The sequence below is a fragment of the Kitasatospora sp. HPM-01-4 genome, assembly GCF_051374625.1.
In the GTDB taxonomy this organism is placed as follows: Bacteria; Actinomycetota; Actinomycetes; order Streptomycetales; family Streptomycetaceae; genus Kitasatospora.
Genome location: NZ_JBPQGP010000005.1, coordinates 3748028 through 3769790, shown reverse-complemented (window position 1 = coordinate 3769790; position 21763 = coordinate 3748028). Strand labels below are relative to the sequence as shown.

General features: G+C 70.7%; 18 protein-coding genes. 4 read left to right on the top strand and 14 right to left on the bottom strand.

Annotation, left to right across the window (positions count from 1 at the left end):
- The first annotated feature begins 151 nt into the window (after positions 1-151).
- Positions 152-1045: an HhH-GPD family protein gene (locus ACSMTC_RS16150; protein ID WP_436560387.1), complete on the top strand. Its 894-nt coding sequence runs from the start codon at positions 152-154 to the stop codon at positions 1043-1045.
- Positions 1046-1118: 73 nt separating this feature from the next.
- Here the strand turns inward: ACSMTC_RS16150 and ACSMTC_RS16145 are convergent, their stop codons facing one another.
- Complete coding sequence (locus ACSMTC_RS16145) at positions 1119-2711, bottom strand: MDR family MFS transporter (protein ID WP_436560386.1); 1593 nt, start codon at positions 2709-2711, stop codon at positions 1119-1121.
- A gap of 243 nt (positions 2712-2954) precedes the next feature.
- Here ACSMTC_RS16145 and ACSMTC_RS16140 point away from each other — a divergent pair, with 243 nt between their 5' ends.
- On the top strand, positions 2955-3563 hold the full coding sequence (locus ACSMTC_RS16140) for a TetR/AcrR family transcriptional regulator (RefSeq protein ID WP_436560385.1): 609 nt from the start codon (positions 2955-2957) through the stop codon (positions 3561-3563).
- 53 nt (positions 3564-3616) lie between these two features.
- Here the strand turns inward: ACSMTC_RS16140 and ACSMTC_RS16135 are convergent, their stop codons facing one another.
- Positions 3617-4591, bottom strand: coding sequence for a peptidoglycan DD-metalloendopeptidase family protein (locus tag ACSMTC_RS16135; protein ID WP_436560384.1), 975 nt, complete (start codon positions 4589-4591; stop codon positions 3617-3619).
- A 622-nt stretch (positions 4592-5213) separates the two neighbouring features.
- Here ACSMTC_RS16135 and ACSMTC_RS16130 point away from each other — a divergent pair.
- The gene (locus tag ACSMTC_RS16130) at positions 5214-6368 is read left to right on the top strand and encodes a threonine aldolase family protein (RefSeq protein ID WP_436560383.1); all 1155 of its coding nucleotides are present in this window, start codon (positions 5214-5216) and stop codon (positions 6366-6368) included.
- Between the two features lie 93 nt (positions 6369-6461).
- Here the strand turns inward: ACSMTC_RS16130 and ACSMTC_RS16125 are convergent, their stop codons facing one another.
- Both ACSMTC_RS16125 and ACSMTC_RS16120 read right to left on the bottom strand, forming a co-directional pair.
- On the bottom strand, positions 6462-8822 hold the full coding sequence (locus tag ACSMTC_RS16125) for an immune inhibitor A domain-containing protein (protein WP_436560382.1): 2361 nt from the start codon (positions 8820-8822) through the stop codon (positions 6462-6464).
- A gap of 384 nt (positions 8823-9206) precedes the next feature.
- Positions 9207-11723, bottom strand: coding sequence for an ATP-dependent Clp protease ATP-binding subunit (locus ACSMTC_RS16120; RefSeq protein ID WP_436560381.1), 2517 nt, complete (start codon positions 11721-11723; stop codon positions 9207-9209).
- A gap of 460 nt (positions 11724-12183) precedes the next feature.
- Here ACSMTC_RS16120 and ACSMTC_RS16115 point away from each other — a divergent pair, with 460 nt between their 5' ends.
- On the top strand, positions 12184-12702 hold the full coding sequence (locus ACSMTC_RS16115; protein ID WP_436560380.1) for a hypothetical protein: 519 nt from the start codon (positions 12184-12186) through the stop codon (positions 12700-12702).
- Between the two features lie 8 nt (positions 12703-12710).
- On the opposite strand, the gene ACSMTC_RS16110 is transcribed toward ACSMTC_RS16115, so the two are convergent.
- The 10 genes from ACSMTC_RS16110 to panD form a co-directional block, all read right to left on the bottom strand.
- Positions 12711-13061: a histone-like nucleoid-structuring protein Lsr2 gene (locus ACSMTC_RS16110; protein ID WP_436560379.1), complete on the bottom strand. Its 351-nt coding sequence runs from the start codon at positions 13059-13061 to the stop codon at positions 12711-12713.
- Between the two features lie 115 nt (positions 13062-13176).
- Positions 13177-13713 (bottom strand): amino-acid N-acetyltransferase, encoded by a 537-nt coding sequence (locus tag ACSMTC_RS16105; RefSeq protein ID WP_436560378.1) that lies wholly within the window; start codon positions 13711-13713, stop codon positions 13177-13179.
- Positions 13714-13722: 9 nt separating this feature from the next.
- Positions 13723-14157, bottom strand: coding sequence for a BlaI/MecI/CopY family transcriptional regulator (locus ACSMTC_RS16100; protein ID WP_436560377.1), 435 nt, complete (start codon positions 14155-14157; stop codon positions 13723-13725).
- Between the two features lie 105 nt (positions 14158-14262).
- Positions 14263-14433, bottom strand: a complete 171-nt coding sequence (locus ACSMTC_RS16095) for a hypothetical protein (protein WP_436560376.1) — start codon at positions 14431-14433, stop codon at positions 14263-14265.
- A 5-nt stretch (positions 14434-14438) separates the two neighbouring features.
- Positions 14439-16022 carry a bifunctional lysylphosphatidylglycerol synthetase/lysine--tRNA ligase LysX gene (gene lysX, locus ACSMTC_RS16090; RefSeq protein ID WP_436560375.1) on the bottom strand — a complete coding sequence of 528 codons (1584 nt, stop codon included), beginning with the start codon at positions 16020-16022 and terminating at the stop codon, positions 14439-14441.
- A 409-nt stretch (positions 16023-16431) separates the two neighbouring features.
- Entirely contained in the window at positions 16432-17187 is a 756-nt protein-coding gene (locus tag ACSMTC_RS16085) for a hypothetical protein (RefSeq protein ID WP_436560374.1), read from the bottom strand.
- 177 nt (positions 17188-17364) lie between these two features.
- Complete coding sequence (locus ACSMTC_RS16080) at positions 17365-18153, bottom strand: type III pantothenate kinase (RefSeq protein ID WP_436560373.1); 789 nt, start codon at positions 18151-18153, stop codon at positions 17365-17367.
- A gap of 188 nt (positions 18154-18341) precedes the next feature.
- On the bottom strand, positions 18342-19307 hold the full coding sequence (nadC, locus tag ACSMTC_RS16075) for a carboxylating nicotinate-nucleotide diphosphorylase (protein ID WP_436560372.1): 966 nt from the start codon (positions 19305-19307) through the stop codon (positions 18342-18344).
- Between the two features lie 246 nt (positions 19308-19553).
- Positions 19554-21224, bottom strand: a complete 1671-nt coding sequence (locus tag ACSMTC_RS16070; RefSeq protein ID WP_436560371.1) for an L-aspartate oxidase — start codon at positions 21222-21224, stop codon at positions 19554-19556.
- A 17-nt stretch (positions 21225-21241) separates the two neighbouring features.
- Positions 21242-21715, bottom strand: a complete 474-nt coding sequence (panD, locus tag ACSMTC_RS16065; protein WP_436560370.1) for an aspartate 1-decarboxylase — start codon at positions 21713-21715, stop codon at positions 21242-21244.
- Positions 21716-21763: the final 48 nt, after the last annotated feature.

Below are 21763 nucleotides of genomic sequence, written 5' to 3'. Positions count from 1 at the left end.
CGTACCCCCGGGCACCCCCGTTCGGCGGCGCTCGCTCGCGCCGGGAGGTGCCCGGGACCCCGAGGGCGCCCCGGGACCCCGAGGGCGCCCCGGACCCCGAGGGTGCTCCGGGGGAAGCGGGGGCGGAACGGCGTGGGAGGATCGAAGGGCCATGGTTGCCATCACCTCCACCCCCGCCCCGCTGCTCCATTCGACCGTGCTCGACTGGTACGAGGCCAACGCCCGCGACCTCCCCTGGCGGACGGCAGACGCCTCGCCCTGGGCGGTCATGGTGAGCGAGTTCATGCTCCAGCAGACGCCGGTCAAGCGGGTGCTGCCCGCGTACGCCGCCTGGCTGGAACGCTGGCCCACCCCGGCGGACCTGGCGGCCGACGCCCCGGGTGAAGCCGTCCGGATGTGGGGCCGGCTCGGCTATCCGCGCCGGGCGCTGCGCCTGCACGCCGCCGCCGTGGCGATCACCGAGCAGCACGGCGGCCGGGTGCCGGACGACCACGCGGCGCTGCTCGCGCTGCCGGGCGTCGGCGAGTACACAGCCGCCGCCGTCGCCTCCTTCGCCTTCCGCCAGCGGCACGTGGTGCTGGACACGAACGTCCGCCGGGTCTTCGCCCGTGCCGTGACCGGTGTCGAGTACCCGGCCCAGGCGACCACCGCCGCCGAACGCCGGACCGCCACCGAGTACCTGCCCGCCACCGCCGAGACCGCCGCCACCTGGGCGGTCGGTGTGATGGAGCTGGGCGCGCTGGTCTGCACCGCCCGCAACCCTGAGTGCGGGGCCTGCCCGCTGCTGCGCCACTGCGCCTGGCAGCGGGCAGGCCGTCCGCCGTACGAGGGCCCGGCCCGGCGCGGGCAGTCCTACGAGGGGACGGACCGGCAGGTGCGGGGCAAGCTGCTGGCCGTCCTGCGGGACGCGCACGGCGAGGTGCCGCAGGAGCGGCTGGACGCGGTCTGGCCGGAGCCGGTGCAGCGGGCGCGGGCACTGGACGGCCTGGTCGCGGACGGCTTGGTGGAGCCGGTCGCCCCCGGCGTGTACCGGCTTCCCCGCTGACGGCCGGGGGTACAGCCGAACGGCCCTGCCGCGCTGATCGCGCGACAGGGCCGTTCGGCTGTTCGGGTGCGGGTCAGACGGCTGCCGCTTCGAGCGACTGCTCGTCGGGCTTGCCCGCGCCGCGGAGCGGAACCTCACGCAGGAAGAGCGAGGCCGCGACGGCGACGACGCTGATCACGGCGCCCCACAGGAAGACGGTGTGCATGCCGTTGGAGACGGCGTGGTGGTACGCGTCCTGGACGGGCGCCGGGAGGGCGCGCAGCGCCTCCGGGCTGGCCTGGCTCATGCCGCCGCCCTTGGCCCCGGAGGCCTGGTTGGGCAGGCGCTCCTTCATGGTCTCGGTGACCCGGTTGTTGAAGAGCGCGCCGAACAGGGCGACGCCGAAGGAACCACCGATGGTCCGGAACAGGGTCGCGGTGGAGCTGGCCACACCCATGTCCTTGAGCTCCACGCTGTTCTGCGCGACCAGCATGGTGATCTGCATCAGGAAGCCCATGCCGGCGCCGAGCACCACCATGTAGCAGGAGGACGTGAACCGGGTGGTGTCGGTGGAGAGGGTGGAGAGCAGCACCGAACCGCCGACCATCACCAGGGTGCCGATGATCGGGAAGATCCGGTACTTGCCGGTCCTGGTGACGACCTGGCCGACCACCAGCGAGACCACCAGCATGCCGAACATCATCGGCATCAGCAGCAGCCCGGAGTTGGTCGCCGAGGCGCCCTGGACGGTCTGCTGATAGAGCGGCAGGAAGGTGACCGCGCCGAACATCGCGAAACCGACGATGAAGCCGATCAGCGAGACCATGGCGAAGTTCAGGTTGCGGAACAGGCCGAGCGGGAGCATCGGCTCCTCGACCCGCTGCTCGACGTAGCAGAAGGCGATCAGGGAGGCGACGGCCAGCGCGGCCAGGCCGAGGATCTGCTTGGAGCCCCAGGCGTACTGCTGGCCGCCCCAGGTGGTGATCAGGACCAGCGAGGTGATCCCGACGGTGAGCAGGATCGCGCCGACGTAGTCGATCTTGGCGCTGGAGCGGACCGTGGGCAGCTTCAGGGTGACCACGATGAAGCCGAGCGCCAGGATGCCGAGCGGCAGGTTGATGTAGAAGGTCCAGTGCCAGCTGAGGTGGTCGGTGATGAAACCGCCGACCAGCGGGCCGCCGATGGTGGCGAGGGCCATCACGGCGGCGAACATGCCCTGGTACTTGCCGCGGTCGCGCGGCGGGACCAGCGCACCCATGATCGACATCACGCCGACCATCAGACCGCCGGCGCCCAGGCCCTGGACGGCGCGGAAGGCGATCAGCTGGGTCATGGACTGCGAGAGGCCGGAGAGCGCCGAACCGAGCAGGAAGATCGCGATCGAGGTGACGAAGGTGCCCTTGCGGCCGTAGAGGTCGCCGAGCTTGCCCCAGATGGGAGTCGAGGCGGCGGTGGCCAGGGTGTAGGCGGTGACCACCCAGGACAGGTGCTCGGCGCCGCCCAGGTCGCCGACGATGGTCGGCATGGCGGTGCCGACGATCAGGTTGTCGAGCATGGCCAGCAGCATCGCGACCACCAGGCCGATCATCACCAGGCGGATCTCGCGCGGTGACCTCGGCATGGGCTCGGTCGCCCCCTCGGCCGTCGGCGGCTTGTCCGCCGAAGCCTCGACCTGCTGTTGTGACATGGTGCGTCTCCCGGAAGCGCTCTGTCGGCCGCGGCCTCGGGATCCGCCGGCGGCGGGGTCCTCGGCTCACTTACTTGACGACCGGCTAGTGAATTATCAGTTGGCACGGTAAGTTGTTTACTAGCCGGGCGTCAAGCCAGTTTCGGCGGCACGGCCCTGGGCAGGGAGAATGCAGCCCGAGGCGTGCGCCGCAACCGGTGTGCGCCCGCCCCACCACCGCAGTCACAAGGCAGGCCGCACGGCATGAGTACGACGCAGAGCCCCCGCACCGACACCCGGGCGCGGATCCTCGACGTGGCGCTGGAGCTCTTCTCCGAGCAGGGCTACGAGAAGACCTCGCTGCGCGAGATCGCCGACCGGCTCGGGGTCACCAAGGCCGCGCTCTACTACCACTTCAAGACCAAGGACGACATCGTCCAGGGCATCGTGGAGAGCATGGCCGCACCGATCGACGAGGTGATCGCCTGGGGGCAGGAGGAGACCTGGTCACCCCTGGTACGGGACGAGCTCGTCCGCCGCTTCGCCGCGGGCATGGCCTCGCGGGCGCCGCTGCTGCGCTTCTTCCACGAGAACCAGCCCGCGCTGCGGGAGTCCAAGGCCGGGCTGGAGTTCAAGGACCGGTTGCTGGCGATGATCCGCCTGGTCCAGGGGCCCGAGGCCGCCTTCGAGGACCGGCTGCGCGCCACCATGGCGCTGTTCACCATCAACTCCGCGTTCTTCCTGCTCAAGGAGTCCGTCCGCGGCGGATTCGAGTGCACCGAGCCCAAGGTGTCGACGGTGGCGGAGGCGATGGAGGCGGCGCTGACGGTCGCGCTGGAGATCTCCGGCCGGATCGAGCGATCCGAGGCCTGACGCACGGAGCCCCTTCCGCGCGGGTGGAGGCGGAAGGGGCTCCGTGCGGGGGATCAGAAGTCGGTGACCCCGCGGGCCGAGAGGTAGGAGATCGGGTCGACGACCGCCGCGTACCGGTTGGCGGTGCGGATCTCGAAGTGCAGGTGCGGCCCGGTGGAGTTGCCGGTGGTGCCCGAGTAGCCGATCACCTGGCCCGCCGACACGCTCTGCCCCGCCCGGACCTTCAGCGACGACATGTGGGCGTACAGGGCGAAGTGGCCGTCCGGGAGACGCAGCACGACGTCGTTGCCGTACGCGCCGTCCCACTTGGCCGAGACCACGGTGGCGTTGCCGACCGCGCGCAGCGGGGTGCCGGAGTTCACCGCGAAGTCCACGCCGGTGTGGTAGCCGGCGGCGTACGCACGGTTCGGCTTGCCGAACGGGTTGCTGATCGGCGCGCCCGGGGCCGGGGCGGACCAGGCCGCGCCCGGGGCCGGCGGCGAGTCGGGGGCGGGCTGAGCGGCGGGTTCGGCCGCCGGGACCGGGGCCGGGGCGGTGCTCGGTGCCAGGTTGGCTGCCACCGCGACCGAATGCTGCGAGTCGACCGAGCGCGGCTGCTGGTACGGGGCGGGCTGGGCCACCTGGACCGTGGCGGGCTGGTGGAACGGCGTGGAGACCGAGGTGAAGGCCGAGTTGCCCGGGGTGGTCGGGTGCACGATGTGCGCCGAGGCGTAGCTGGGCAGCAGCAGGGCGCCGAAGGCCACCGTCAGGGTGGCGCTCCAGGCGGTCGTCGACCGGTTCTGCCGCACCCAGCGGACGGCCGGGCGGAGCTGGTCCGGCGTACGCGCGTCGGCGGCGCGGTACAGCCGGCGGGCGCCGATCACGGCGTTGGTGCGGCCGGCGGCGGTCGCCTCGGCGAGCCTGCGGGCACCGACTGCGGCACCGGTACGTCCGGCGTCGGCGAGTCTGCGGGCGCCGACCGCGGCGCCGGCACCTCCGGCACTGATCGCTTCGGCGAGCCGGCGGCGGACGGTATGGCGGGAAGGCATCGGGTCGCAGCACCTCGGGGACGGGAACAGCCCGGTGCGGAACCGCTGAGGGCGCGCCGGGCCTGGGGACAGACAGATCTAAGCCGTCGGCCCGGCCGGCCCTCAAACCCGTCCGCTACTACGGCGGGTAGTCCCCGCGGCCGGTGATCTTCGGGCCGCCGGTTCGGTGATCTTTCGAGTGGATCATCCCTTTTATCCCTTTCTTATCGGACTCTGACGAGCTCACGGCGGGGGCCGGAAGTCCCTGGACGGCTCCGGTGAATCCGTGGCCCATCCGGTGGCCGATGCCTACTACCCGGCCTCGTACCGGCCCCGGGGACTGTGACCAGCAACACCAACGGTGTCCGGCAGGCGGTCTGCTGGGCCGGCCCCGTGAGCCGGATTCGCCCGATCCGTCGGCCCACTCCGGCCGCACCCGTCCGCTTCGAGCACCCCGTCCGACCGGAGAGCCTCCCGCCGCCCTCCTCGACCCGCCCGCCAAGGGCCCGCCGCACCTTCACGGAGGGCCGGTCGCGCGATTCCCCGCGCCGGTGGGGAGCGCCCCGCCGTCCCCGGCGGATTCCCTCAACTGATCTGTGTCCGAGGCATGTTGCGCCGACCCGGGATCGGGGATTATCGGCGGATGGGTTACCAACCTGAAACCGGCTCCGCCGAGAGGCTGCGGGACCGCCGGTTCGCCGCGTTCCGCCGTAGCGAGCGCCTCCTCTCGGGCGACCGCCCGAAGAGCATCCGCGACCGGCTGACCCAACTGTCCGCGCTGCACGAGCCGTCCACCGACGGCCTCGCGGCGTACGACCTCGACCAGCGCCCCGACTTCTACGGCGACGGCATAGTCCGGACGCTCGAACTCCGGGTCGCCGGCCTGCTCGGCAAACCCGATGCGGTCTTCTTCCCGACCGGAACCATGGCCCAGCAGGCCGCCCTGCGGATCTGGGCCGAGCGCGGCGGCAACCGGACGGTGGCCATGCACCCGCTCGCCCACCCCGAGGTGCACGAGCGCCGCGCGTACGCCCGGCTGAGCGGCCTGGAGGCGGTCTGGCCGACCACGGCTCCCCGGCTCCCCACCGCTGCCGAACTCCGCTCCCTGGGTGAGCACTTCGGCAGCCTGATGATCGAACTCCCGCTCCGTGAGGCCGGATTCCTCTTACCGGCCTGGAGCGATCTGGTCGAGCTGGCCGGGGCCGCCCGGGAGCGCGGTGCCGCCATCCATCTCGACGGCGCCCGGCTCTGGGAGTCCGCCCGGCACTTCGACCGGACCCTGCCCGAGATCACCGCCCTGGTGGACTCGGTGTACGTCTCCTTCTACAAGACCCTCGGCGGCATCAGCGGCGCTGCTCTGGCCGGAGCCGGGGACTTCATCCGCGAGGCCCGCTCCTGGCGGCACCGCTACGGCGGCCAGCTCTACCAGCAGTGGCCCGCCGCGCTCGCCGCGCTGGCCGGCCTGGACCGGGAACTCCCGCACCTGGACGAGTACGTGGCACACGCCAGGACCGTCGCCGCCGCGCTGGCCGAGGTGCCCGGCGCCCGGGTCTTCCCCGAGCCGCCGCACACCCACCAGTTCCAGCTCTGGCTCCCGCACCCCGCCAGGAAGCTGGACGAGGCCGGACTGCGCCTCGCCGAGGAGAGGGGCCTCGCCCTCTTCTGGGGCTGGCTCGAACCCGGCGAACCCGGCCTGTGCGGATACTCGGTGACCGAGGTGACCGTGGCCGCCGAAGCCCTGAGCTGGAAGCCCGAGGAGATCACCGAGGCCATGGCGGCCTTCCTCGCCCTGCTCTGACCGTGAGCCGACCCCGCCGATCGGACCGCCCGCAAACCGACGGGCCCTCGGCGGAGAGTCTCCGCCGAGGGCCCTGGGCATCCGCCGCTCAGGTCACTTGACCGGGCGGACGGCGATCACGGTCTCCAGCTTGTTGAGGCTCTGGTAGACGACCGAGATGCTGGTGTGGGTGTCGGGGACCTTGACGCTGGCGGTGGGCGTCGCGGCGTCCCAGTACTTGGTGGTGTGGTCGTTGAAGGTCCGGACCGCCTTCGACGACGGGATGACGGTGAGGGCGTCGGCCTTGTGCAGCTTCAGGCCGTCGGTGTTCTCCAGACCGAAGGTGGAGTCGTAGCTCTGCATGCGCGAGCGCATGTACTTGCCGTCGGACCACTTCAGCGGGGTCGGGTGGGCGTCGACCGGGAGGATCAGACCGGTGCCCGGGTGGGTGCTGGTGTTGTTGTCGGACGCCGAGGTGTCCCAGAGCCAGATCAGCACGCCGTTCTGGTAGGCGTAGTGCTCGACCTTGTTGGGCTGGGCGGCCGAACCGAAGTTGTACGGGCCGACCTTGAGGGTCGAGTCGTACGAGACGTACTGGCGGTTCTCGACCAGGTAGTACTGGTCGTAGTCCTTGGAGAACTTGCCCGAGATGCGGGAGAAGCCGCCGGCGGTCCAGCCGTTGTCACCGTTCTCGGCGCCGTCGGAGAAGACCACCTTGCCGTCCGCCGTGACGGCGATGTTGTCCAGGGCGAGGCCCTTGAAGTGCACGCCGCCGTCGGTGGTGTTGCGGAAGCGGATCTTGACGGCCTTGCCCGCGTAGGCGTCCAGCGGGAAGACCAGGTCGCCCCACTTGCCGCCGGAGTTGCCGGTCAGAGCGGCCGCGCCCGCGCTGTTCTTCGGGATGGCCTTGCCGTCGAAGGTGCCGTCCAGGGCCTTCCAGTTGGCGCCGCCGTCGGTGGAGACCTCGGCGTAGCCGAAGTCGAAGTCCTGCTCCAGCTCGTACCAGCCCTTGGCGCTCAGGCTGGCGGAGGTCTTGCCGGTGAGGTCGAGGTCGCGGGTCAGCGTGACGTTGAGGTTGTCGGCGCTGCCGCTCCACCACTCGCTCTTGCCCTCGAACGGGGTGTTGATCTCGGTGGTGACCGTCTTCTTCGGCAGGTTGACGACCAGGGCCTGCGGGCGGGCGGTGTTGTACTCCACCGGGCCGAGCAGATGGACCGAGTCCTGGCCGGCCTTGGCCTTGTCGTACTTCAGCCAGCCGAGCTGGAGCTTGCTCCAGACGTCCAGGTCGTTCGGGCGGTCGCCGATCTCGTTCTTGCCGGTGCCCAGCCACGAGCCGGAGGACATCAGCGACCAGTAGCCGACCGAGTTGTCCTCGCCCGAGCCGGAGGTGTCGTAGAGGTCCGGCAGTCCGAGGTCATGGCCGTACTCGTGGGCGAAGACGCCGAGGCCGCCGTTCTCCGGCTGCATGGTGTAGTCGCCGATCCAGAAGCCGCTGTTGCCGATCTGGACGCCGCCGAGCTTGTTACCGTCCGGGCCGGCCTGGCCGGACAGGTTGCCGTAGACGTAGGACCGGTGGGCCCAGAGCGCGTCGCTGCCCTGCTTGCCGCCGCCGGCGGACTCGTCCTCACCGGCGTGCACGATCTGGAAGTGGTCGATGTACCCGTCGGGCTGGTTGAAGTTGCCGTCGTGGTGCGAACCGTAGCGGTCCCACTGGTCGTACTGGGCCAGGGTGGCCTTGATCTGGGCGTCGGTCTGGCCCTTGGCCTTCTGGTCCTTGTACCAGATGTCGACGGCGTCGCGGATCAGGTCCTGGGCGTTGGAGCAGACGTGCTGGCCGCAGAAGTTGGAACCGTATCGGGCCTCGTTCCACGGCACCCGGACCCAGTCGGAGACCACGCCGTCCACCGAGTAGCGGCCGGAGGACTGCTTCTCGTAGTAGGTCTTCAGCGAGGGCTTGTCCTTGCTGAAGTAGAGGTCCTGGTAGTGGGCCTGGTTGTAGTCGGCCTGCCAGGCGGTGGAGTTGTTGGTCTTGCGGTCCGGCTGCTCGATCTCGTTGTGCTTCGGGCCCGGGGTGCCGCCGTACTTGATCTTGCCGTCCGGCGTCTTGGTGGTGTTGTCCACCTGGTCGCCGAAGTCGACCAGGATGGTGAAGATCTTGTCCGTGCGCTGCCGCGCGAGCTCGACGTATCTGTCGCGGCCCAGCTTGATGCTGGTGCTGCTGCCGTGCTTCTCGACCTTCGCGGTGCCGGCCAGCAGCTGCTCGGTGGCGGCCTTCTGCTCGGCCTTGACCTTCTCGGTCATCGGGCCGGGAAGGTCGTGGACGACCTTGGCGGCCTGGGACAGGGCGGCGTCTGCCGGGTCCTGGGTGATGGAGACCGGTGCGGCCACAGCGGCCGCGGGCAGCAGCCCGGCGCCGAGCGCGGCGGAGACCGCCACGACCGCAGCGGCCGCGACAGCCCTCGTGGATATCTTCAAGGTTGTGACGTCCTCCCCATGCCGGCACAGCTGTTGGCCCTGCCGGGGTGCCAATGAAAGACAGGTGGAGGACATTTGACCGAAGGATGGGCTAATAAAGATAGTCCTTGACCATGACATGGGCACGGCGCTATGCTCCGCCGAAATCCAATCAGCTGATCACGCGTCAGATTCGGCTCAAGGTCAGTCGTGGAGCACATCCATCGTGCTCGAACTTGCCTGGGAACCCTCCGGATGGCGGTAGTTACCGTGCGCTATGTCACAGGGCGGGCAAAGCCCAGGGCGTACTTCGGCAACACTGCGTCAACAAAACCCAAACAGCAAGAGGCCGTGGCCCCCGACTCGGAAGTCGGGGGCCACGGCCTCTGGTGCGCTGTGCTGTTGTTACTTCGTCAGGTCCGGGCCGGTCGAGGCGACCGCCGCCGGGGTGTCCGCCACCGGGGACTTCTCCTCGCCCCGGAAGGTGAACTTGGCTTCCTTGCCCTCGCCCTCGACGCCGACGACCACGATGTGGCCGGCCCGCAGCTCGCCGAAGAGGATCTTCTCCGAGAGGTGGTCCTCGATGTCGCGCTGGATGGTGCGACGCAGCGGACGGGCACCCAGGATCGGGTCGTAACCGCGCTTCGCCAGCAGCTTCTTGGCCTCGATGCTGAGCTCCAGGCCCATGTCGCGGTCCTTGAGCCGGCCGTCCACCTTGTCGATCATCAGGTCGACGATCTCGATGATGTTGTCCTCGGTCAGCTGGTGGAACACCACGATGTCGTCGACACGGTTGAGGAACTCGGGGCGGAAGTGCTGCTTGAGCTCCTCGCCGACCTTGGCCTTCATCCGCTCGTACCCGGTCTGGGTGTCACCCGTGGCCGCGAAGCCCAGGTTGAAGCCCTTGGAGATGTCCCGGGTGCCGAGGTTGGTCGTCATGATGATGACGGTGTTCTTGAAGTCGACCACGCGGCCCTGGGAGTCGGTCAGGCGACCGTCCTCCAGGATCTGCAGCAGCGAGTTGAAGATGTCCGGGTGGGCCTTCTCCACCTCGTCGAAGAGCACCACGGAGAACGGCTTGCGGCGCACCTTCTCGGTGAGCTGGCCGCCCTCCTCGTAGCCGACGTAGCCGGGGGGCGAGCCGAACAGCCGGGAGACGGTGTGCTTCTCGCTGAACTCCGACATGTCGAGGGAGATCAGGGCGTCCTCGTCGCCGAACAGGAACTCCGCCAGCGTCTTGGACAGCTCGGTCTTACCGACACCGGACGGGCCGGCGAAGATGAACGAACCACCCGGGCGCTTCGGGTCCTTGAGGCCCGCACGGGTACGGCGGATCGCCTGGGAGAGCGCCTTGATGGCGTCCTCCTGGCCGATGACGCGCTTGTGCAGCTCGTCCTCCATACGCAGCAGGCGGGAGGACTCCTCCTCGGTCAGCTTGAAGACCGGGATGCCGGTGGCGGTGGCCAGGACCTCGGCGATGAGCTCCTCGTCCACCTCGGCGACGACGTCCATGTCGCCGGCCTTCCACTCCTTCTCGCGCTTCGACTTGGCCTGGAGCAGCTGCTTCTCGTCGTCGCGCAGCGAGGCGGCCTTCTCGAAGTCCTGCGCGTCGATCGCGCTCTCCTTCTCGCGGCGGACCTCGGCGATCTTCTCGTCGAACTCGCGCAGGTCCGGCGGCGCGGTCATCCGGCGGATGCGCATCCGGGAACCGGCCTCGTCGATCAGGTCGATCGCCTTGTCCGGCAGGAAGCGGTCCGAGATGTACCGGTCGGCCAGGGTGGCGGCGGCGACCAGGGCGGCGTCGGTGATCGAGACGCGGTGGTGCGCCTCGTACCGGTCGCGCAGGCCCTTGAGGATCTCGATGGTGTGCGGCAGCGAGGGCTCGGCGACCTGGATCGGCTGGAAGCGGCGCTCCAGCGCGGCGTCCTTCTCCAGGTGCTTGCGGTACTCGTCCAGCGTGGTGGCACCGATGGTCTGCAGCTCGCCACGGGCCAGCATCGGCTTCAGGATCGACGCGGCGTCGATCGCGCCCTCGGCGGCGCCCGCGCCGACCAGGGTGTGCAGCTCGTCGATGAACAGGATGATGTCGCCGCGGGTGCGGATCTCCTTGAGCACCTTCTTCAGGCGCTCCTCGAAGTCACCGCGGTAGCGGGAGCCCGCGACCAGCGCGCCCAGGTCCAGCGTGTAGAGCTGCTTGTCCTTGAGCGTCTCGGGGACCTCGCCCTTGACGATGGCCTGGGCCAGGCCCTCGACCACGGCGGTCTTGCCGACGCCGGGCTCACCGATCAGAACGGGGTTGTTCTTGGTGCGGCGGGACAGCACCTGCATGACCCGCTCGATCTCCTTCTCGCGCCCGATGACCGGGTCGAGCTTGGCCTCGCGGGCGGCCTGGGTGAGGTTCCGGCCGAACTGGTCGAGGACCAGCGAGGTGGACGGCGTGCCCTCGGCGGGCCCGCCGGCCGTGGCCGACTCCTTGCCGCCGCCCTGGTAGCCGGAGAGCAGCTGGATGACCTGCTGGCGCACCCGGTTGAGATCGGCGCCCAGCTTCACCAGGACCTGGGCGGCGACGCCCTCGCCCTCGCGGATCAGGCCGAGCAGGATGTGCTCGGTGCCGATGTAGTTGTGGCCGAGCTGGAGGGCCTCGCGGAGCGACAGCTCCAGCACCTTCTTCGCCCGGGGGGTGAAGGGGATGTGACCGGACGGGGCCTGCTGACCCTGGCCGATGATTTCTTCGACCTGCTGGCGGACGGCCTCGAGCGAGATCCCGAGGCTCTCCAGGGCCTTGGCGGCGACACCCTCGCCCTCGTGGATCAGGCCCAGGAGGATGTGCTCGGTGCCGATGTAGTTGTGGTTGAGCATCCGGGCTTCTTCCTGAGCCAGGACGACAACCCGCCGCGCGCGGTCGGTGAACCTCTCGAACATCGTTTATCGCTCCTCAGAGCGGTCGGGCAGTTCGGGGACTGTCCCCGCCCTGTCCTTCCGCATGCTAGTCCCGCTCAGCGGCGCGGCTCACGGACTGCTCCTACTTACGTGGGAGCAACTGCTGCGCGACCAGCCGACACCTATCCCAACCCGATGCTGGGAGACGGTGTTCCCACAGGTGGGCCCATTGCACCGGTTACCGCTACGCCATCGGCGAACAGAGCCGCTGCAGGCGGAGCAACTGGTCTTGACAGATCGCACGGGCGGAACCAGATGGTCCCGTCCACCTGCATTCATACCCGGTGTTCAGGTGAGTTTCGCGCAGTTTCCGCATCGGCCGTGTTCGCCTCGCGAGAAGTCTGCCGACGGACGCCTCGCCGCCCGAAGTGACGGTGGATCAGCGAACGCCGTCCAGGTGGTGCGGCGTGACCGCCCGCCCCCGTTCAGCGTTGCACAGCCCGTGACAGCCGTGCCGCCCCGGACCTCCCCCGCCGGTGCCGGTCCGTGCCCCCACCCCGTTCCGCCGGCGGACCCCGCGACAGCGCTGCTGGCCTCGGACCGGGTCGAACTGCGCCTGCCGGTGGCGCTGGCCGCGCTGCGGCGGCTGGACCGCCTGCGGCGCCCCTGCGGGCCCGTGGTGGCCCGCGGGGAGCTGGCGGCCTTCCTGCTCGCCCAGGGGGCCGGCGAGGCCGTCCCCGAGCTTCTGCAGTGGCTCGGCTGGGGCGCCGAGCTGGGCCTGGGTCTCACCGCCAGGACCGGGGCCCGCGAGGCCGCGCGAGTGCGGCCGCCACGGCCGCGAGGCGCGGAGAGGTTGTCCCCGCGCCCCGATCGGCGACCGGCCGGGCCGCAGGCCGTCTGGCTGCGGCGCGGGGAGCAGGGTCCGGGTCTGGACCTGCGCTCTCCCGATCTGCTGCGACTGCTCGACTGCCTGGCGGAGGCCTGCGCCCGGGACCTGTGGGGTCTGGCGCCGACCCGCTGACGATTACGTCAGGAGGCGTTGGCCGCCTCGTACGCCTCACGGACGTTGCTCGGCACCCGGCCGCGGTCGTTGACCTCGTAGCCGTTCTCCTTGGCCCACGCGCGGATCTTCGCGGTGTCCGGAGCGCCGGCCGCCGGGCGGCCCGCGCCACGGCCGGTGCCGCGACGAGCGGTGGTGAGGCGGCCGCTCTGCTTACGGCCCTTCTCGACGTACGGGGCCAGCAGACCGCGAAGCTTGTCCGCGTTGGTGCTCTTCAGATCGATCTCGTAGGCAACGCCGTCGAGAGCGAACGTCACGGTCTCGTCCGCCGAACCGCCTTCGAGATCGTCTTCAAGAATGACCTGCACCCTCTGTGCCACGGGCTTCCCTTTCCGCGTAAACGATCCATTGCCTAAGGGAAAGGAAACCGCCTTTTCCCGGAAAACACAAACCCTTGCCGGTCGTGTGCTCCACTGCCGTCGGCACAAGCTCCGTTCAGAGGTGCAGCAGCATGCGTGAGTTGCCCAGGGTGTTGGGCTTCACTCGCTCCAGGTCGAGGAACTCGGCGACGCCTTCGTCGTACGAACGCAGAAGTTCCTCATAGACATCCGTAGCGATGGCCGCCGGGTCTGTCGTACCATCGTCGGTTTCCCCGGTCTCACCGATCTCGACGAAACCGTGTTTCGCGAAGAACGGCACCTCGAACGTCAAGCAGAAAATCCGACGTACGCCCAGCCAGCGTGCGGTCTGCAGCAGCTTCTGCAGCAACTGGTGGCCGATGCCGTGGCCGGTGCAGCTCGGATCCACGGCGAGGGTGCGCACCTCGGCCAGGTCCTCCCACATCACGTGCAGGGCGCCGCAGGCCACCACCGTGCCGTTGTCGTCGCGTTCGGCGACCCAGAACTCCTGCACGGATTCGAACAGCGTCACGGTGGGCTTGTCGAGCAGAATGCCGTCGCGCGCGTAGGCGTCGATGAGCCGGCGTACCGCCCGCACGTCAGTGGTCCGCGCCCGGCGGATGGTGACCTCCATGGCGGGACGTTATCGTGCCGAAGGCCCCGGAGTCTCTCCGGTATCGGGATGCGGATCGGGAAGTCGATCCGGTTCGGGATCCGGGAACACGGCGGCCACCCGCAGTGCGTCGCGCAGCGCCTCGCGTTGCTCCGGCGACATCAGCCCGAAGAAGTGGACCAGAGCGGCGGCCGGATTGTCGCTGGTCGCCCACGCATCGTTCATCAGGGCGGCGGTGTATGCCTCGCGCGAGGAGACGGGTTCATATCGATAGGCCCGCCCCACCTGCTCCCGGCGCAGCCAGCCCTTTCTGTAGAGCTTGTCGAGCACCGTCATGACGGTGGTGTACGCGATATCGCGTTCCGACTGCAGATCCTGCAGAACCTCGCGAACGGTGACCGGGCGGTTCCACTGCCAGACCCTGGTCATGATGTCGTTCTCAAGTTCTCCGAGTTGCCGCACCATAGTCCGGCCAGGATAGGAACTGATTCGGACAAAATTGGCGATTAACCAGCAAACCGGCGCGCCGCCACCCGGTGGGGTGACGGCGCGCCGGGTATCAGGGCTCTGCTATTCGGCACCGGCCGGAGCGGCAGCAGCGGCGCGGTCGGCCATCAGCTCGGCTGCGGCGTCCTCCTTGCCCTTCATGGCGCCGCCCTGGGTGCGGATGATGGCCCGCACCAGGAAGCCGAAGGCGATGGCCATGACCAGCGGCGGCACGATCGCTGCGACGTAATCCATTCAGATCACTCCTCGGTGTCCGATTCGGTTTCGCTCCCGGTTGCGTCCCCGGCCTCGGCCCTGGCGCTCTTGGCCTCGGGCTTCACCAGCGGGAACAGCACGGTCTCACGGATGTTCTTGCCGGTCAGCAGCATGATCAGGCGGTCCACGCCCAGACCCAGGCCACCGGTCGGCGGCATCGCGTACTCCAGGGCGCGCAGGAAGTCCTCGTCCACCTGCATCGCCTCGACGTCACCGCCGGCCGCCAGCAGCGACTGGGCGGTGAGGCGGGCGCGCTGCTCGACCGGGTCGACCAGCTCGGAGTAGGCGGTGCCGATCTCGGTACCGAAGATCACCAGGTCCCACTTCTCCGCGACGCCCGCGATCGAGCGGTGCTGGCGGGTCAGCGGCGAGACCTCGGTCGGGTAGTCCTTGATGAAGGTCGGCTTGATCGCGTGGTGCTCCAGCAGCCGCTCGACCATCTCCAGGACGATCTGGCCGTGGCCCCACTCCTTCTCGTAGGGGATGCCGGCCCCGTCGGCGAGGCGGCGCAGCTCCTCGACGCCCGTCTCCGGGGTGATCTCGGCGCCCAGGTGCGCGGAGACGCCCGGGTAGACCGAGACCTCCTCCCACGGCTCGGCCAGGTCGATCTCGTGCTCCTCGCCGTCCGGGCCGACGCCCTTGACGACGGTGGTGCCGAGGGCGTCCCGGGCGGCGTTGATGATGGTCGCGCGGATCAGCTCGGCCTGGGTGTCGTAGTCACCGTAGGCCTCGTAGGACTCCAGCGAGGTGAACTCGGGGTTGTGGGTCGAGTCCGCGCCCTCGTTGCGGAAGTTGCGGTTGATCTCGAAGACCTTCTCCGCGCCGCCGACCACGAGCCGCTTGAGGTACAGCTCGGGGGCGATCCGCAGGTAGAGGTCGATGTCGTACGCGTTGATGTGGGTGGTGAACGGGCGGGCGTTGGCGCCGCCGTGCACCGGCTGCAGCATCGGGGTCTCGACCTCGATGTAACCGCGCTCCTCGTAGGTGCGGCGGATCGAGCGGACCACCTTGCTGCGCAGCTGCAGGATCTCGCGCGCCTCGGGGTTCACGATCAGGTCGACGTACCGCTGGCGGACCCGGGCCTCCGGGTCGGTCAGGCCCTTGTGCTTGTCCGGCAGCGGGCGCAGGCACTTGGCGGTGAGCTCCCAGCGGTCCACCATCACGGACAGCTCGCCGCGCCGGGAGGTGATCACCTCGCCCTCGACGCCCACCTGGTCGCCGAGGTCGATGTCGGACTTCCAGGCGGCCAGCCGCTCCTCGCCCAGCTTGTCCAGGGAGAACATCACCTGGAGGTCGCCGGAGCCGTCGCGCAGGGTGGCGAAGCAGAGCTTGCCGCCGGTACGGGCCAGGATGACCCGGCCGGTGATGCCGACGCGCTCGCCGGTCGCGGTGTCCGGCTCCAGGTCGGGGTGCTTGGCACGCAGGTCGGCGATGGTGGAGGTACGGGGGAAGCCGACCGGGTACGGGTCGACGCCGGCCGCCCGAAGCCGGTCCAGCTTCTCGCGCCGGACGCGCATCTGCTCAGGAAGGTCGTCGGTCGCGGGAATGGCGGGGATCTGATCGCTCACCCCACCAGGGTAGCCACCGTTCACAGCTTCCCAGCGCGCGGCCGGGTGCTCTCCGGGCTCCGTCCGGGACGGGGTCCGGGAGCGGCCGCCGTCCCCGCCCCGGCGCCGGGGCGGTCGGGGCGGTACGGCGACGGTTTTCCGCGGGTTTCCGCGTGCCGGATGCGGGTGGTCCGGGCGGCGGCTCTTCGGGGCGCTGGGATTTCCTCGCGGCACACCGTGCCGTTTCCCGGGAGGGAAAGGGATGTTCATCGGATGATTCGGCATGAGCGCCGCCGCATGGCTGCCGGAGCCGATCGCAATGGGTTCGGAAAATTTCGGCCAACCCACACAATGTCGACACATCGATAGCGGGGGAGGCTGCCCTGCGCAGCCTCCCCCGCCGGGGATGCGGACCGTTCCGAGGCGTGGCTCAGCCGGTGGCGAGTTCGAGGTCCTCGCCGTCGCCCGGGAGCGGGGTCTGCGGCTGGGTGTGCGGCCGCGGGCGGCGGCCGAACAGCTCGGCGGGGGTGGGCATCCGGCGAGGCTCGTGGGGCTGCGGCTGGTGGGGCTTCTGGGTCTGCTGGCCGCGGTCGGTGGCGGGGGAGGCCTTGGGGCTGGGGGCACCGGCGGTGTTGCTCATCGGGATCCGTCCTCCAACTGGGATGGGGGTCACTGACACGGCGGGGATCGGCTCGGAGGCCGGGCTCGGCAGGGCGATGAGATGGCGCTGGCCGGAGCCGAGGGCGAGCCGCTCGCGGACCTCCGCCTCGGCGATGGCGTGACAGCGGCCGGAGAGCCGGGAGCGGCGGGAGCGTTCCGTGCTGCCGCAGGGCAGCCGGGAGAGCGAGCGCAGCGCGGTCAGGTCCTCGGGGAGCGGGAGGTAGCCGTCGGAGACCGCCTCCTCCAGGCGTTCCAGATAGCCGGAGGCGCTGCCGGGAAGGGCGGAGCGATAGCGGGCCAGGTCGGCCAGCAGGAAGGCGCGCAGCCTTCCACCCTCCCTGACCGCCTCGTCGACCGCTTCGGCGAGGCGCAGTGTCTCCTGGACGTCCTCGGCCCACAGTTCGCCCAGCGAGGCTGGGTACGGCGAGTGGACCGGGTGGAGAGCTTGGGCGAGGGCGCGGCGCAGCACGCGGACTTCATCGGCGCTGAAGGCCATGCCGCCGCGCGATCCGTGTGGCGTAGGCATGGCTTGACATTACGTGGCGTACGTCTGATTTATGACGATTGATGACGTGTCTGTACCGATTGGCCTATCTGGTGCTGATCTGACGCATCGTCGTGGATGCGGCCGGCCTGGGCCGGGTCTCTCCCCGGCGCCGCCGGTGCGGCGGGCCGGGGGTGCGCCACTTCGCCAACTCGCCGGTCAGCTGGGGCGGTTGCGTTCGTACACCAGGCGCAGCCCGATCAGGGTGAGCCAGGGCTCGTGCACGTCGATCGCGGTGGCCTCGCCGAGGACCAGCGGGGCGAGCCCGCCGGTGGCGATCACCTGGACGTCCTCCGGGTCCTTGGAGAGCTCCTTGGACATCCGCTCCACCAGGCCGTCCACCTGGCCGGCGAAGCCGTACAGGATGCCGGACTGCATGCCCTCGACGGTGTTCTTGCCGATCACGTTCCGGGGGCGGGCCAGCTCGATCTTGCGCAGCTGGGCGCCCCGGACGCCGAGGGCCTCCACCGAGATCTCGATCCCGGGGGCGATCGCGCCGCCGACGTAGTCGCCGCGCTCGTTGATGGCGTCGAAGGTGGTGGCGGTACCGAAGTCCACCACGATGCACGGCCCCCCGTAGAGATGGCTGGCGGCCAGCGCGTTGACGATCCGGTCGGCGCCGACCTCCTTGGGGTTGTCCATCAGGACGTGCACCCCGGTCTTCACCCCCGGCTCCACGATCACCGCGGGGACGTCGCCGTAGTAGCGGCGGGTCACCTCGCGGAGCTCGTGGAGCACGGCGGGCACCGAGGAGCAGATCGCCAGGCCCTCCACCCGGTCCGCGGCGTCGATGACGGGGTGCGAACCCATCAGGCCCTGCATCAGTACGGCCAGTTCGTCCGCCGTGCGGCGCGGATCGGTGGAGATCCGCCAGTGCTCGACGATCTCCTCACCGTCGAACAGGCCGAGCGTGGTCTGGGTGTTGCCGACGTCGATGGTGAGGAGCATGAGGCGCTTTCTGTACGAGTGGGGATCAGACCGACCGGCGATAGGGCCCGCGGCGTCGCGTGCCGATAGCTCTCGCCTGAACGCACATCCCTCGTCGCGCGCAGCGCCGCTGCGCTCTCCTCACGATGCACGCCCAGACTCGGCTCTCGACCCGCTCCTTCGTCCACGCTCCCTGTCGCCGGGCGGTCTCAGTCGCGGAGGTCCAGGCCGATGTCCAGGATCGGCGAGGAGTGCGTCAGAGCCCCGACGGCGAGGTAGTCGACACCAGTCTCGGCGACCTCGCGCGCGGTGGCCAGAGTCAGGCCGCCGGAAGCCTCCAGCTTGGCCCGTCCCGCCACCAGAGCGACGGCCTCCTTCAGCTGGTCGACCGAGAAGTTGTCCAGCAGGATCAGGTCCGCCCCGGCCTCCAGCACCGGCGGGATCTGCTCCAGGGTGTCCACCTCGACCTCGACCGGCAGCTCGGGGTAGGCCGCGCGGACCGCGCGGAAGGCCTCGGCCACCCCGCCCGCGGCCACCACGTGGTTGTCCTTCACCAGTGCGGCGTCCGAGAGCGCCATCCGGTGGTTGGTGCCGCCGCCGCAGCGGACCGCGAACTTCTCCAGCGCGCGCAGGCCCGGCGTGGTCTTGCGGGTGTCCCGTACGGTGGCGCCGGTACCCGCCAGGGCGTCCGCCCAGGCGCGGGTCGCGGTCGCGATGCCGGACAGGTGGCAGAGCAGGTTGAGCGCGCTGCGCTCGGCGGTCAGCAGGTCGCGGGTACGGCTGCGGACCGAGAGCAGCACCTGGCCGGCCTCCACCCGGGCGCCGTCCTCGACGTGCCGCTCGACCTCGAACTCCTCCTCGCAGACCAGCGAGACCACGGCCTCCGCGACCCGCAGGCCCGCCACCACACCGGCCTGGCGGGCGGTGAAGTCAGCGGTGGCCACCGCGTCCTCGGGGACGGTCGCCACCGAGGTCACGTCCTCGCCGCCGGCCAGGTCCTCGGCCAGCGCCAGGGTGGCGATGTCCTCGACCTCGATGGGGTCGAGGCCGGCCGCCTCCAGCAGCTCGGCCAGCGCCGGGTCGAGCCCGGTCTCGTACGCCTCGCCGTCCCCGCAGGCGCAGCCGTCGCCGCAGCCGCCGGAGGCCAGCGGGAGTTCCTCGTGGGAGTGGGTCATCAGTTGCTCCTTGGTTCTTGGACGCGGGAGAGGTGTTCGGGGATGGGCGCGGGGTCCCAGGGGCGGTGCGAGCCGCGCGGAGCGGACGGTGCGGGGCCGTGCCTGCCGCGGTGGAGCAGGTCGTACGGCCCCGCCCGAAGGCCGCGCCGCGATCGGGGCCCGGCGGGCCCGGCCGATCCCCGGTTGCCCTCCGCGGCGCCCGGTCGCCCGGTCGCCCGGGCCGCCGAGGGCCCGCCGCCGCTGTGGCTACTCGCTCCTGGTGACCGGGGTTCCGGTGGCGGGGGCGAGGGCGGTGACCAGGTGGCGCTGCCAGTCGGCGTCGTCACGGTCGGGGAAGTCCTCGCGCCAGTGGCAGCCCCGGGTCTCCTCGCGCCGTGCGGCGGCCGCCACCAGCGCCGAGGCCACCAGGTGCAGGTTGGCGGCCTCCCAGGTCTCCACCCGGGGATCGCCGGGCTTCCCCTCGGCGGCGTACTCCCGCGCCTGCTCGGCGAGCCTGGCCAGCCCGGCCGCCGTCGCGGCCATGGACTCGGCCGAGCGCAGCACACCCGCGCCGCGCGACATCAGCCGCTGGATCTCGGCCCGCGCCTCGGGGGCGGGCAGCGGGACGGCGTGCGCCGCCCGGGTGGCCGCCACGTCCACCGCCCGCTCGGGCAGTTCGCCCGCGTGGTGCAGCGCGGTGAGGTCGGCGGCGATCCGCTCGGCGAAGACCAGTCCTTCCAGCAGCGAGTTGGAGGCCAGCCGGTTGGCGCCGTGCACCCCGGTGCAGGCGACCTCGCCGCAGGCGTACAGGCCCGGCACGGTGGTCCGGCCGCGCAGGTCGGTACGGATGCCGCCGGAGGCGTAGTGGGCGGCCGGGGCGACCGGGATCAGCCCGGTCACCGGGTCGATGCCGTGCGCCCGGCAGGAGGCCAGGATGGTCGGGAAGCGCGTCTCCCACATCCGGGCGCCGAAGTGCCGCCCGTCCAGGTACATGTGCTCGGTGCCCTTGAGCTGCATCTGCTGGGTGATCGCCTTGGCCACGATGTCCCGGGGTGCCAGCTCGTTCAGTTCGTGCCGGCCGACCATGAAGCGGGTCCCGTCCGCGTCCACCAGGTACGCGCCCTCGCCCCGGACCGCCTCGGAGACCAGCGGCTGCTGGCCCTCGGCCTCCGGACCGAGCCAGAGCACGGTCGGGTGGAACTGGACGAACTCCAGGTCGGTCACCTCGGCGCCGGCGCGCAGCGCCAGCGCCACGCCGTCGCCGGTGGAGACCGCCGGGTTGGTGGTGGCCGAGAAGACCTGGCCCATGCCGCCGGTGGCCAGCACCACGGCGCGGGCGCGGATCGCGCCGACGCCGTCGCGCTGGCCCTCGCCCATCACGTGCAGGGTCAGCCCGGCCGCGTGGCCCTCGGTGTCGGTGAGCAGGTCGAGCACCAGCGCGTGCTCGATCAGCTCGATCCCCGGGTCCTCGCGGACGGCCGCCACCAGTGCGCGGGAGATCTCCGCGCCGGTCGCGTCGCCGCCCGCGTGCGCGATCCGGCGGCGGTGGTGGCCGCCCTCGCGGGTGAGCAGGATCTCGCCGTCCGCATCGAGGTCGAACGCCGCGCCGACCCCGATCAGCCGCCGGACCGCGTCCGGGCCCTCGGTGACCAGGGTGCGTACGGCCTCGGTGTCGCAGAGCCCGGCGCCGGCGACCAGGGTGTCGTCCAGGTGCTGCTCGGGGGTGTCCCCCTCGCCCAGGGCGGCGGCTATGCCGCCCTGGGCCCAGCGGGTGGACCCGTCGTCGAGCATCGCCTTGGTGACCACCATGGCCCGCAGGCCGGCCTTGCGGATGTTGAGCGCGACGGTCAGCCCGGCCACGCCCGAGCCGACCACGACCACGTCGGTGCTCGTGGTCCAGCCGGGAGCGGGGGCGGTCAGGCGATGGGAGACGGACATGGCGTTCAGTGGCTCCTTCAGTGCGCGGCGGCCACGCGGTCGGCCCCACCGTACGCGCCCTCGGACCCGGCGGCCGGGGGAGCCCCCAGATCGCCGCGGAGCAGGCCGGAGCCCTCCGGTGCCTCGGCGGCGTCCGAGCCGAGGCCGGTGACCCGGTTCTCGCCGTCCACGAAGACGACCTTCGGCTGGTAGGCCTTGGCCTCGGCGGTCTCCATCTGCCCGTAGGCGATCAGGATCACCAGGTCGCCCGGGTGCACCAGGCGGGCCGCGGCGCCGTTGATGCCGATCACACCCGAGCCGCGCGGGCCCGCGATCGTGTACGTCTCCAGGCGGGCGCCGTTGTTGATGTCGACGATGTGGACCAGCTCTCCGGGGAGCAGGTCGGCGGCGTCGAGCAGGTCCTCGTCCACCGTCACCGAGCCGACGTAGTGCAGGTCGGCCTGGGTGACGGTGGCGCGGTGGATCTTCGACTTGAGCATGGTGCGGAGCATGGGGTCACGCCTCCAGAGGTGAGTGCATGCCGTACTTCGGCTACGTGC